Raw genomic sequence first — 13,013 nt, forward strand, 5'->3', positions numbered from 1 at the left:
GGCCCGATCACACCTAGAAGAGAATCCTCACGCCGGTATCTGCGTACGCGCTGCGGCCTCAGTGAACTCCTTGAGCCAGCGCAGCACATCAACCGCTTCCCAGCGACCAGGGTCATAAAGCGCATACAACAACCCCTGATAACCCACGACATCCAGCTGCCGGTGATAACCCGCACGCTGGAACAACGCCTCGATTTCGGCGAAACAGGTATTGAAATGCAGCTTGTTGAACGGAGTTTTTCCTTCCGTGACCAGACCGTCCAGACGCAACTCGAGGACAGCCTCGCGTACAACATCGACCGACATCTTGTTCACGCTGTTTTTCAATTGCTCGACATTGACCACGATTAATCCCTCTCATGCCCCGAACCGACTCTCCCTCCAGAAAATCAGGAGTCGCCGTCAGACAAACGAATAGCTGTATGCGCATACAGTATCCGAAGAGGACCGATTAAGCCAAGGGGATCCATCGCAAAGTTCGACAGACGGGTAAGTGAGGTCGAAAAAACCACTTAACTCAGGAACGCTGCCACCTCATCGGCACTGAATGGCCAGCCCAGCTCAGCCCCGGTATCGATCCGACGCAACACCGGAATACGCAGGCTGTAGGCTTCAAACCAGCTTTCGCTGTCAGCGATATCCACCAATTCAACCAGCAGACCATGTTCGACAAACGGCATCAGCTCGGCTTCGGCGACTTCACAGAGATGGCACCCAAGAGTACCGAACAGCTGACATTCAGGAGGCATGAGCGCTCAACCTAAGAGATTAAATGACTATTCTAGGCCTGCCCCCAAAAGCCGTCGAGCCATTGAATCTTCTGGCCTTGGCGCACAAATCACCATGACACCGGCAAAACCCTGATTCATATCAGTCGCCATAAATGTCATTTACGCGATGCTCAGGTTTCTTTTAGTTCTACGCTTGAATAGCCAGAACCCAGCACCGGAGTTTTTTGTGTTCGCCAACCTGTTGATCATCTTCGCCTCCTCACTGGTGGTGATTGCACTGTTCCAGCGCCTGCGATTGCCACCGGTGCTCGGCTATCTGTGCGTGGGGTTGATGATCGGGCCGACGGCGTTCAACTGGGTGAATGAAAGCGAAGAGCTGCCAGACCTTGCCGAACTGGGTGTGGTGTTCCTGTTGTTCTCCCTCGGGCTGGAGTTTTCCCTGTCGAAAATGATCGCGCTGCGCCGAGTTGTGTTTGGTCTGGGCAGCCTGCAAGTGCTCGGTACCGGGGTGGTACTGGGTGCCTTGCTGATGTCGCTTGGCATGCCGACCACCCCAGCTCTGTTACTGGGCGCTGGCCTTTCGCTGTCCTCAACGGCGATTGTCAGCAAGGAGCTGAGCAGCCTCGGCGAGATTTTCAGCAGTCACGGCCAGAATGCCATCGCCGTGCTGCTGTTCCAGGATGTGGTCGCAGTGTTGCTGCTGACCCTGGTGCCGGTGTTCGCCGGCAACAGCGACCTGGCCTGGTACTGGGCTTTGCCCCTGACACTGGGCAAGACGATTGTGCTGTTTATCGGCCTGCTGCTGGCCAGCCGCTGGCTGCTGCCCCGCCTGTTTCATGAAGTCGCCGCCGCCCGCTCACCCGAACTTTTCGTGCTGCTGGCGCTGGTCATCGTTTTGCTTACTGCCTGGCTGACTCACTTGCTCGGTCTCTCCCCGGCCCTGGGCGCATTTCTGGCCGGCATGCTGCTGGGGGAAAGCCATTATCGGCATCAGATCGAGGCCGATATCCGGCCATTCCGCGACATTCTCCTCGGGGTGTTTTTCGTCAGTATCGGCATGTTGATCGACTTGAAGTTGTTTGCCAGTCACGGCCTGGCGATCCTTGGACTGACGCTTGGGTTGCTGGCGATCAAGGGCACGGTCGTTGCGTTGCTGGTCAAATGGCGCGGCAGCGATGGAGAAACCGCTTGGCGCAGTGGTCTGGCATTGGCTCAGGGCGGCGAGTTCTGCTTTGCGCTGATGGCACAGATGCAGCAAAACAAAATGATGCCCGCCGATTTCGGCGGTCTTTTGCTGGCTGCGACATTCTGCTCGATGCTGGTCACTCCATTATTGCTGCGCGCCGCGCCCCACCTCGCGACACGCCTGCATCGCAAACCGAACGAAGAAGTAAAACTGGCGCAAATCAGCGCGCTCACTGCCGACTTGCACAACCATGTGGTGATTTGTGGCTATGGTCGCGTCGGTCAGTCGATCGGCCGAGCCCTACGCAACGCCAAACAACCCTACGTTGCGCTGGACACCGATCCGGTGCGTGTCCAGGAGGCCGCAGTCAATGAAAGCTGCGTGCATTACGGCGATTCACGCCGCGGTGAACTGCTGCTCGCGGTAGGCCTGGCGCGCGCAAAACTGCTGGTGATCGCCGTGGACCAGAGCGACATAGCGCTGCTGATTCTCAAGGAGGCTCGCCGCTTGAACTCGACGATTCCTATCCTGGTACGCACCCGGGACGACAGTCAGCTGACCGAGTTGAAAGCGGCCGGCGCCAGTGAAGTCGTCCCTGAGTTGCTGGAGTCGAGCCTGATGCTGGCCTCCCACGCACTGATCATGCTGGGGTTGCCCGCCCACCAGGTCCAGGAACGGGCTGACCAGATACGCCATGATCGTTATCGCCTGCTGCATGGCTTTTATCCTGGAGCCGACGACGATGAAGAACAGTGAGTCAGTCCTGGCTTACGGCACCGATCTTGTGCACCGACAAGTCCGCGCCGTAATACTCCTCTTCCTGGCTAAGGCGCAGACCATGGAACGCCTTGATCACGCCATACACCGTAAAGCCGCCGGCCAACGCCACGACGATCCCCAGAGCGGTGCCAATCAACTGGCTGATCAGGCTAACGCCTCCCAAGCCACCCAATGCGCTCTGGCCAAAAATGCCGCAAGCGATCCCGCCCCAGACACCGCACAATCCATGCAACGGCCAGACACCCAGCACATCATCGATACGCCATTTGACTTGAGCCGCGGTGAAGCACCAGACAAACAACGCGCCTGCGATGATACCCGTCACCAGTGCGCCGACCGGGTGCATCAGGTCCGAACCGGCACAGATCGCCACCAACCCGGCCAATGGACCATTGTGCAAAAACCCTGGGTCATTGCGCCCGACGATCAACGCCGCCATCGTGCCGCCGACCATGGCCATCAACGAATTGACCGCTACCAAACCGCTGACGCCTTGCAGTGTCTGCGCACTCATGACGTTGAAGCCGAACCAGCCGACAATCAGAATCCACGAGCCCAGCGCGAGAAAGGGAATGCTCGAGGGAGCAAACGCCACCAGCCGCCCTTCGCGATAACGCCCTTGCCGTGGCCCGAGCAACAACACGGCCGCGAGCGCCAGCCAGCCGCCCATGGCATGAACGACTACAGAACCTGCGAAATCATGGAAGCTGGCGCCAAAACGCGCCAGCAACCAGGCTTGCAAGCCGAAATTGCCATTCCACACCATGCCCTCGAAGAACGGATAGATGAATGCCACGATCAGCGCCGTGGCACACAGCTGCGGGACGAACATGGCGCGCTCGGCAATGCCCCCGGAAATAATCGCGGGAATGGCGGCGGCAAAGGTCAGCAGAAAGAAAAACTTCACCAGTGCGTAGCCATGATCGGCGTTAATGACCGCCGCCGGCTGCAGGAAGGTGACCCCATAGGAAATCCAATAGCCTATAAAGAAGTAGGCCAGGGTCGAAATGGCGAAGTCGCTGAGGATCTTCGACAAGGCATTGACCTGGTTTTTCTGTCGAACCGTGCCGACTTCAAGAAAGGCAAAACCGGCGTGCATGGCCAGCACCATGACCGCGCCGATGAGAATGAACAACGTATTGGAGCTATGGACCAGACTGTCCACAGCGCTTTGCAGATTTTCCATGGAGTTGGCAGACCTGAAGGCTAAAAAAGCACCAAAGCGGTTCGCGCAGAGTCGTTCGTGCACCAAGTTGCGGCTCACCATGATCAACGCGTGGTCGCGATGAACCGCTTTGGCGCACAAGGTCGTCACCTTCACGCGAGTTTTGTTTGTTTGAGTTAGGGTTTTGCTGAAATCATGCCCGGCAACAGCGCAGTGGCACGGGTTAACGCACCATCACATAGCAAAAGTTGTACCACTCATTTGTACTGAACCTTCACACTGGGCTCATACTCGAACGTTTCAGAAGCCACTTACGGAGATCATCAATGGCCAGCATCAAAGCAAAGACTGCTCAAGAAATCCTGATGAACGATTTTCAGACACTGGTCAGCGACACCGAACGGTTGCTGGAGCACACCGCTACGCTGGCTGGCGATCAGGCCGATGAGTTGCGCAGCCAGATTCACGACAGCCTGCTGCGCGCCCGCGAAACCCTGAAGCTGACCGAAGATTCCCTGCGCGAACGCGGCCAGGCAGCCGTCACCGCTGCCGAAGACTATGTTCAAACCAATCCATGGCAATCGGTCGGGATCGCAGCGGGCGTCGGCTTCCTGATTGGCCTGCTGGCTACTCGGCGCTAATTATGGCTATCGGTGAATCCAGCTCGTCCGCGACGGGCACAAGCGCTTCATCGCGGCGCTTGGGTGCCGCTTTCCTTGGACTGTTGCACAGCCATGTCGAACTGTTCGGCATCGAGTTGCAGGAACAAAAAGCGCGCACCGTAAGCCTGCTGCTGTTCGCAGGCCTGGCGCTGGTCTTTGCCTTGCTGTTGCTGGTGGGGTTGTCGACGCTGGTGCTGATCCTGTTCTGGGACACTTACCGCTTGCCGGCGATCATCGGGCTCTGCGTGTTCTATACGCTCGCGGCGATCTTCTGTGCCATGCGCCTGAAGGCAGCCATTTTCGATGAGTCCTCACCCTTCCACGGCACCCTGGAAGAATTGGCCAACGATCGGGAGCGCCTGCTGCCATGAGCCTGCCTGAACTTCCCCATAACAGCTCCCGCACCGAAATGCGCAAGGCGTTGATCCGTCTGCGCATGGAAATGCATCGCCAGGAAATTCGCCACGAATCGGCGCAACTGCTGCTGCCCTTGCAGCGAGTACGCGGGATGACGCAAAACCTGCAGGATGGCTTCGGCATCAAGCACGCCCCGCTGTGGGGCATGGCGGCCGTGACATTGCTCGGGTTTCTGACCGGCAAAGGTGCCAAGAGCGGTGGTGTCAGCAGCCTGACTCGACTGGTTCGCCTGGGCACCTCGCTTGGGCCATTGATCAAGCTCGTCCTGCAAAACTCTCCGCGCAAAGACTGAACAGTCTTTATCTGGCTGCATTCTTGCAATACCACCGGGATTAACCTCTTTATCGAGAGGTTCAATCCTGTGTGCCTATCCGGTGAGCGGGTTTATCCAAAAACAAGACCTTACTAAGGAGGCCTCGTGATCGACGGGCAACCGCTCGCCTGCTTTCAGCCGTTCATCGATACCGCCACTGGCCGTATCGCGGGTGTGGAAGCGCTGGGTCGACTTCGACAACCCGACGGCCAACTTGCCTCGGTGGGACCGCTATTCGCGGACCCGCGAACGCCCGCCGTTGCCCTGCGTCGTCTTGATCGCCAGATTCGCGACAACGCCCTGAGCCGCCTGCATGAAGCGCCTGCGGACTGGTTTCTGAGCCTGAACATTTCCCCCCGATGGATCAACCGCTTGCGGCCGAATCAGGCGCTACCGAGCCTCAAGCAATTGGTCAGGCACAATGTCGACCCACAACGCATCGTCTTCGAAATCACCGAGCTTGGGGGCGACATTCAGCGTCTGGCCGACGTCGTGGCCCGCTACCGGCAGGCCGGCGCACGGATCGCCATCGATGACTTCGGTGCCGGCTACTCTCAGCTCGATCGCGTATTGGCCCTGCAGCCGGACATTCTCAAGCTCGACATGCGGCTGTTCCAGGCTGCGGCATTGGGCGGTCCCAGCAGTGACGTGGTGAAGGCACTGGCGCAAATGGCCGAGAAAACCGGTTGCTGGATCATCGCCGAAGGCGTGGAAACCGAAGCCCAACTGAATTTTGCCCTCGAATGCGGCTCACGCTATGTGCAGGGTTTTCTGTTTGCCCGGGCGCAAGCGGACTTTTTCGCTTCCAATGCCTTCGTCGAGCATTTCGCACAACTGCGCCAACGCTATGTTCAACAGAAGCTGGACGAACGCAGCCGACTGAATACCATGCGCCAGCAACTCTGCGAGTTGATGGCCATTCTGCAAGTCTGGGCCCAGGCCCGTGCACCGCTGAGCGCCTTGCCACAACTGGACGCATTTCCCTGGCTGTTGCGCTTCTATCAATGCGACCGCCATGGCACGCAGCTGACGCCCAATCTGGAATGGCGCAACAACGGCTGGGAGGCCGATAACCGCTACCTGGGTCACAACTGGTCATGGCGTCCTTACTTTTATCACTTGCTGGCCGAAGGCTGGGAAGAGCGGCGCCTGACACTCTCAAGCACCTACCGCGATGCCACCAGCAATCAGTACTGCCTTACCGCCGGGCAATTTTTTGACAACGGCGAGCGACTGCTGCTCATCGACATCGACGCTGCCGGGCTCTAGTTCCACTTGCGGGCACAGGCGGGAACCCCGAAGCTAGAGCATCAGTCACCTGACGGAGAGCCCAGCCTTGGATTGGCAAACACTGCTTACCCGCGAACGCCTCGGAAAGCCGCTGCACAGCCCTGAAGAACTCGGCCGCAGCCCTTTCCACAAAGACCACGACCGCATTATTTTCTCGGGGGCTTTTCGCCGCCTCGGGCGCAAGACCCAGGTTCATCCAGTCTCCAGCAACGATCATATCCACACACGCCTGACTCACTCGCTGGAAGTCAGTTGTGTGGGTCGATCCCTGGGCATGCGAGTCGGTGAAACCATACGCGGCGCCTTGCCTGACTGGTGCGAACCGAGCGATCTGGGGATGGTGGTGCAATCGGCCTGTCTTGCCCACGACATCGGCAATCCGCCCTTCGGTCATTCCGGCGAAGACGCGATTCGTCACTGGTTCCAGCAAGCCGCAGGCCGGGGCTGGCTGGACGCCATGAGCGAGGTCGAACGTGACGACTTCCTTAATTTCGAAGGCAACGCTCAAGGTTTTCGGGTGCTCACCCAACTGGAATACCACCAGTTCGACGGCGGCACCCGACTGACCTATGCCACCCTGGGCACTTACCTGAAGTACCCATGGACGGCAAAACACGCCGACTCACTGGGCTACAAAAAACACAAGTTCGGCTGCTACCAGAGCGAGCTTGGACTGTTGGAGCAGATTGCTCAGAAACTCGGTCTTCCCCAACTGGAGGAACAGCGCTGGGCGCGACATCCGCTGGTGTACTTGATGGAAGCTGCCGATGACATCTGTTACGCGCTGATCGATCTGGAAGACGGTCTGGAGATGGATCTGCTTGAGTACGCCGAGGTCGAGTCGCTGCTCCTTGACCTGGTGGGCGACGATCTTCCGCAAACCTATCGCCAATTGGGGCCACTGGATTCGCGTCGTCGCAAATTGGCAATCCTGCGGGGCAAAGCCATCGAGCACCTGACCAATGCCGCAGCCCGGGCTTTCGTCGAGCAACAGGACGCGCTGCTGGCTGGCACGCTGACCGGCGACCTGGTGGAACACATGCACGGGCCGGCCAAACGCTGCGTCTTGAATGCCAAAGACATGGCGCGCAAGAAAATCTTCCAGGACAAGCGCAAGACGCTGCATGAAATCGGCGCTTACACCACGCTGGAAATCCTGCTCAACGCGTTCTGTGGTGCGGCACTGGAACAACACAACGGCCGGACGCCGTCCTTCAAGAGCCGCCGCATCCTGGACCTGCTGGGCAACAATGCGCCTGATCCTCATGGTCCTTTACACAACTCGTTCCTGAGAATGATCGACTTCATTGCCGGCATGACCGACAGCTATGCCAGTGAAATGGCACTGGAAATGACCGGTCGCGCCAGCCACGGGTGAAAACCTTTCGATCAGCCGTCACGACTGGCGACGGCTGATCGGCAGTCACACGCACTTCAACGTCAAACGAATTGCCCTACACCCTGTACAGAGCGGACTGATCGATTGCACGATCGAATCGCGAAATAATGGGCGCCCTCTCTGCCCGACAGATGAAGTATGAAAAATCCTGAGTTCAAAAACGATTGGCGCATCCTGCTGGTGGAAGACCATCCCTTCCAGCTCAGGGCGACCCAATATCTGCTTGAGAGTTACGGCTTCACCCAACTCACCGCCACTGACAGCGCCGAATCCGCCTTGCAGCAGATGTTCGATGCATCGCACCCCTTCGACATTCTCCTGTGCGATCAATGCCTGCCCGACCTTCCCGGCCTGGAGTTGATCGAACTGGCGAGCCAGAGGGGAATGATCAGGCAAGCGATACTGCTGAGCAGCCTGACATCCATTGAACTGGACGAACTTGAAAGAGTGGCCTGCGAACACAGACTACCGTTATTGGGCTACTTGATAAAACCATTGAAACAATCAGACTTTAGAAACTTGTTGACCTTGGCCTCACTGTAAAATCTCGCCAACAAACATAGACTATATCCGGCAATAACAAGACGACTAACTCAGTTCTCCAGCGACGCAGACACTTCTGCAACTCTTTCACTAGTCCTCATGCAGAACCTAGTTGATACGTAGTCTGATTCTTCTTCCTTTGTAGGATTTGTCCTATATTGCTGCTATCGCCCAGTCAGTTCATGCGCCCCCTCAACTATCTGAGCTAAGGTGCGCGCTTTATTTGAGCTCGTATGGGATCTGATTATGAACTCCGTTTTTATTGTCGACGATCACCCCGTCATCCGTCTTGCAGTCCGAATGTTGCTCGAACACGAAGGTTACAAAGTTGTCGGCGAAACGGACAACGGGGTCGACGCCATGCAGATGGTGCGTGAATGCATGCCCGACCTGGTCATTCTCGACATCAGCATTCCCAAGCTGGATGGGCTGGAAGTTCTCTCCCGATTCAACGCCATGAGTACCCCCCTTAAAACACTAGTGTTAACGGCACAATGCCCGACGCTTTTCGGTATTCGCTGCATGCAATCCGGCGCGTCAGGGTATGTTTGCAAACAAGAGGATCTCAGTGAACTGGTGAGTGCAATCAAAGCGGTACTATCAGGTTACAACTATTTCCCCAGCCAGGCCTTGAACCCGGTTCGAAGTGATGACATTCGATACGCCGACCTTGAGTTATTCAAATCAGTCAACGACCGGGAATTAATGGTATTGCAACTTTTTGCCCAAGGCCGCACCAACAAGGAAATTGCCAAGGGCATGTTCCTGAGCAACAAGACCGTCAGCACCTACAAAAAACGCCTCATGCAAAAACTCAAAGCCAAGTCGCTCGTTGAACTTATTGATATGGCAAAACGCAACGCATTAGTGTGAGAGACCGGATGCCCAGTCGTTTAAAGGATTATTTACTATTGATGACGGTGGGTTTATGCCTGAGCACCTCAGCGCCAGCCGCACCGACCGCCAGCAAGGCCTTCACCTTGCTCAGTCGTTCAATGATCGGGAACATGGAAGTCCAACTGGATAATTCCCAACAGCAATGGGTTAACAATAAGCGTGAATTGATTCTGGGCACGTCTGCCCCCGATTACCCTCCTTTCGACCTGACCGTCAGTGGCTGCGACTATGAAGGTTTTACCGCCGACTACGCGGGCATCCTGGGCCAGACCACCGGGTTACCCGTCAAGGTTCAACGTTACGCGTCCCGGGGAGATGCGATCCAGGCACTGGAAAAAGGCGAGGTCGACCTGCTCGGTAGCGCCAACGGTTTTGAGGCTCGCAATGCCGATATTGTGCTGTCCACACCCTATGCCGTGGATCAACCGGTTCTGGTGACACGCGAAGGAGAGACCCGATCCCTGAGCGATGGCCTGGCCGGGCTGCGCCTGAGCATGGTGTATCACTATCTACCGCTGGAAGAAGTCAAAGCCTTGTATCCCAAGGCGATCATCACCGCCTACCCCTCCTACCAGAATGCAATCAATGCGGTGGCTTTCGGCCAGGCCGATGTGTTTCTCGGCGATACGATTTCAACCCACTACATGATCAACAAGGGTTATCTGAACAACATCCGAATGGCCAACTTCGGTAAACACGAGGCCCATGGATTCAGCTTTGCCGTGCACAAAGACAACCCGCAACTGCTTGAAATCATCAACGCGATACTCAAAGCCATCCCTGCCAATGAACGGGAAAACATCGCCAAACGCTGGAGTGCCGGCAGTGACATCCTGCTCACCGATCAGAAGTTGCAGCTCACCCACCGCGAAGAGCGCTGGCTGGCGCAACATCCTGTGGTGCGCGTCGTGGTCAACGAGGCATACGCACCGCTGACCTTTTTCGACAGCGACGCCAACTTTCGAGGCGTTACCGCAGACTTGCTCGAACTGATCAGGTTGCGCACCGGTTTGCGCTTCGAGATTCATCGCAGCCGCAACGATGACGAGATGATCGAGCAGGTCAGCAGCCATCGGGCCGACCTCATCGCCGCCCTGCTGCCAAGCACGCAACGGGAAACGGAGTTGAACTTCAGCCGCCCCTATCTGCAAAACTCGGTTGTCCTGCTGACTCGCAAGGCGGCCGGCAGCCCCACCACGTTGATACAGCTGTCAGGCAAGCGCCTGGCGATTGCCCAAGGCAATCCACTGGTGAATTACCTTCGTCGCGACTTCCCCGGTATCCACCTGATAGAAACCCCGGACGCCTTCAGTGCCGTGGAAATGCTCGCCGAGGGTCAGGCTGAAGGTGCCGTGAACTCGCTGGTGATCGCCAACTATTTCATCTCCTCCAGAATCTTCGAAAACACCCTCCAGATCAGCACCACCATTGGCACCCAGCAAGCCGCGTTCTCCCTGGCGACCAGGCACGACGACAACGAGTTGAACTCGATCCTCGACAAGGCGCTGCTGAGCATCACGCCGGAAGAACTGGGCATTATCAACAGCCGTTGGCGAGGCTACTCGTCGGTCTCGCAAACCTGGCGCAACTATCATCGGGTGTTCTATCAGATCGTTATCGGCGTCGGCGTGCTGCTACTGATTTCCGTCACCTGGAATGCTTACATGCGTCGCCAGATCCGTCAGCGCCAAGCCGCCGAACTGGCGCTGAACGATCAACTCGAATTCATGCGATCGCTGGTCAATGGCACGCCTCATCCGATCTACGTGCGTGATCGCCAAGGCCTGCTGCAAAGCTGCAACGACAGTTACCTGGAAACGTTTGGCGTGAAACGCGAAGACGTGATGGGCAAGAATGTCACGCAGGACAGCATGAACAACACCTGCGAAGCGCGAGCGTATCAAGCGGATTACCAGCGCGTCGTGGCCGAAGGCAGGCCGCTGATTCTCGACCGGCCACTGCACATCGGTGACCGCATGCTGACGATTTATCATTGGATTCTTCCCTACCGGGACTCTACCGGCGAGGTTCAAGGCGTTATCGGCGGCTGGATCGATATCAGCGATCGACGACAACTGTTCGATGACCTGCGGGCTGCCAAAGAGCGTGCAGATGAGGCCAGCCGCGCCAAAAGTACCTTTCTGGCCACCATGAGTCATGAGATCCGCACGCCGATGAACGCGATTATCGGCATGCTTGAGCTCACCCTCAAACGCATCGATCACAACCATTGCGATCGTCCGGGCATTGAGGTGGCCTATCACTCGGCCAAAGAGTTACTGGAGCTGATCGGGGACATTCTGGACATTGCGCGAATCGAATCCGGACGTTTGAGCCTGAGCCCGGAACGCGTCAACCTGAGTGAAACGGTGATATCGGTCGTTCGTATTTTCGACGGTCTGGCGCGCCAGAAAAATCTGGTCCTGCTGCTGGACTTCGATCCTGGCAACCCGCCCTGCGACGTCCTGCTGGACCCGATGCGCTTCAAGCAGGTGCTGTCCAACCTGGTGAGCAACGCCATCAAGTTTACCGAGCAGGGTCAGGTCAGGATCGTGGTCGAGTTGCATCCCACCGATGACGCCGACAGGGTCCTGCTGCAGTTACAGGTTCAGGACAGCGGGATGGGGATCAGCGAACAGGATCAACAGCGTCTGTTCGAGCCTTTCGCCCAGGCTGATCATTCGGAGCAATCGGCCAGAGGTGGTGCAGGTCTGGGCCTGGTGATCAGTCGCAACCTGTGCGAAATGATGGGCGGCAGCCTGCAATTGAGCAGCCAGAGCGGTGTTGGCACTCAGGTCCAGGTCTCGTTGCACCTTGCAACGCTACCGCCCAGACAGGCGCCCGAAACCGCTGCCCCGCAGATCCACACCACCCAGGCTGCGTTGAACGTCCTGGTGGTCGATGATCATCCGGCCAATCGCTTGCTCATGTGCCAGCAACTGGAGTTCCTGGGGCATCGCTTCAGCGCCGCACCGGATGGCGAGGCGGGACTGCAGGCGTGGAAGGATGGGGCTTTTGACCTGGTGATTGCCGACTGCAACATGCCCCTCATGAATGGATACGAACTGGCTCGCGCCATTCGCCAACACGAACAACAAACCCGGGCCAGACCATGCACCATTCTGGGGTTCACCGCCAACGCACAGCTGGAGGAAATTCAGCGCTGCAAACACGCCGGGATGGACGACTGCCTGTTTAAACCACTTAGTCTGACCGCTTTGAGTCAATGGGTCGAAGGTCAGGCACCGACGGTCCGCGATCCAGCCTTCAGCCTGGAAGGTCTGCACCTGTTGACGGGGGGCAATCCGATCCTGGACCAGCGCTTGTTGTCCGAGCTACTGAACAGCAACCGCCTGGACCGGCAAGAGTTGCAAGCCTTGGCCCCTTCACAAGGCCGACAGTCATTCATCGACGTTGCCCATAAAATCAAGGGTGCCGCGCGCATCGTCCAGGCCTGCCGATTGATCGACAGCTGCGAGGCGCTCGAAACCGCCTGCCACACGGCGTTCCACCACGATGAAGTGGCTCACTGCGTCAAAGCCATGGAGCGTGCCATGCACGAACTGGAGCATGCCTTGCAACAGCAAATAGCGCAAAACGACAAAGGCAGAACGACGGAGCCTTAACTAT

Annotated in this window: 12 protein-coding genes; 9 read left to right on the plus strand and 3 right to left on the minus strand. The window is 57.4% G+C overall.

The features are described from left to right. Positions 1 to 27 precede the first annotated feature (27 nt). The gene (locus tag HNR03_RS07825) at positions 28 to 345 is read right to left on the minus strand and encodes a transcriptional regulator (RefSeq protein WP_208669291.1); all 318 of its coding nucleotides are present in this window, start codon (positions 343 to 345) and stop codon (positions 28 to 30) included. A gap of 167 nt (positions 346 to 512) precedes the next feature. Beyond that, a complete protein-coding gene (locus HNR03_RS07830) occupies positions 513 to 749 on the minus strand; it encodes a glutaredoxin family protein (RefSeq protein ID WP_259152186.1) in 237 nt (78 codons plus the stop codon). Positions 750 to 957: 208 nt separating this feature from the next. Here HNR03_RS07830 and HNR03_RS07835 point away from each other — a divergent pair, with 208 nt between their 5' ends. Further along, positions 958 to 2,673: a monovalent cation:proton antiporter-2 (CPA2) family protein gene (locus tag HNR03_RS07835; RefSeq protein ID WP_259152188.1), complete on the plus strand. Its 1,716-nt coding sequence runs from the start codon at positions 958 to 960 to the stop codon at positions 2,671 to 2,673. A 1-nt stretch (position 2,674) separates the two neighbouring features. Here the strand turns inward: HNR03_RS07835 and HNR03_RS07840 are convergent, their stop codons facing one another. Further along, entirely contained in the window at positions 2,675 to 3,883 is a 1,209-nt protein-coding gene (locus HNR03_RS07840) for an ammonium transporter (protein WP_259152190.1), read from the minus strand. Between the two features lie 305 nt (positions 3,884 to 4,188). Here HNR03_RS07840 and HNR03_RS07845 point away from each other — a divergent pair, with 305 nt between their 5' ends. The 8 genes from HNR03_RS07845 (at position 4,189) to HNR03_RS07880 (ending at position 13,009) form a co-directional block, all read left to right on the plus strand. After that, entirely contained in the window at positions 4,189 to 4,503 is a 315-nt protein-coding gene (locus HNR03_RS07845) for a YqjD family protein (protein WP_109633587.1), read from the plus strand. Between the two features lie 2 nt (positions 4,504 to 4,505). Continuing rightward, positions 4,506 to 4,895, plus strand: a complete 390-nt coding sequence (locus HNR03_RS07850) for a phage holin family protein (RefSeq protein ID WP_222587849.1) — start codon at positions 4,506 to 4,508, stop codon at positions 4,893 to 4,895. After that, complete coding sequence (locus HNR03_RS07855; RefSeq protein ID WP_222587850.1) at positions 4,892 to 5,233, plus strand: hypothetical protein; 342 nt, start codon at positions 4,892 to 4,894, stop codon at positions 5,231 to 5,233. Before HNR03_RS07850 ends, HNR03_RS07855 begins: the two co-directional genes overlap by 4 nt. A 126-nt stretch (positions 5,234 to 5,359) precedes the next feature. Further along, positions 5,360 to 6,523 carry an EAL domain-containing protein gene (locus HNR03_RS07860; RefSeq protein WP_259152197.1) on the plus strand — a complete coding sequence of 388 codons (1,164 nt, stop codon included), beginning with the start codon at positions 5,360 to 5,362 and terminating at the stop codon, positions 6,521 to 6,523. Between the two features lie 67 nt (positions 6,524 to 6,590). Continuing rightward, the gene (locus tag HNR03_RS07865) at positions 6,591 to 7,922 is read left to right on the plus strand and encodes a deoxyguanosinetriphosphate triphosphohydrolase (RefSeq protein WP_222587852.1); all 1,332 of its coding nucleotides are present in this window, start codon (positions 6,591 to 6,593) and stop codon (positions 7,920 to 7,922) included. 159 nt (positions 7,923 to 8,081) lie between these two features. Further along, complete coding sequence (locus HNR03_RS07870; protein WP_222587853.1) at positions 8,082 to 8,486, plus strand: response regulator; 405 nt, start codon at positions 8,082 to 8,084, stop codon at positions 8,484 to 8,486. 246 nt (positions 8,487 to 8,732) lie between these two features. After that, on the plus strand, positions 8,733 to 9,359 hold the full coding sequence (locus HNR03_RS07875) for a response regulator transcription factor (protein ID WP_090186388.1): 627 nt from the start codon (positions 8,733 to 8,735) through the stop codon (positions 9,357 to 9,359). 8 nt (positions 9,360 to 9,367) lie between these two features. Continuing rightward, positions 9,368 to 13,009, plus strand: a complete 3,642-nt coding sequence (locus tag HNR03_RS07880) for a transporter substrate-binding domain-containing protein (RefSeq protein WP_259152201.1) — start codon at positions 9,368 to 9,370, stop codon at positions 13,007 to 13,009. Positions 13,010 to 13,013 lie beyond the last annotated feature (4 nt).

This window comes from Pseudomonas sp. JAI111 (assembly GCF_024809425.1).
Taxonomy (GTDB): Bacteria; Pseudomonadota; Gammaproteobacteria; order Pseudomonadales; family Pseudomonadaceae; genus Aquipseudomonas.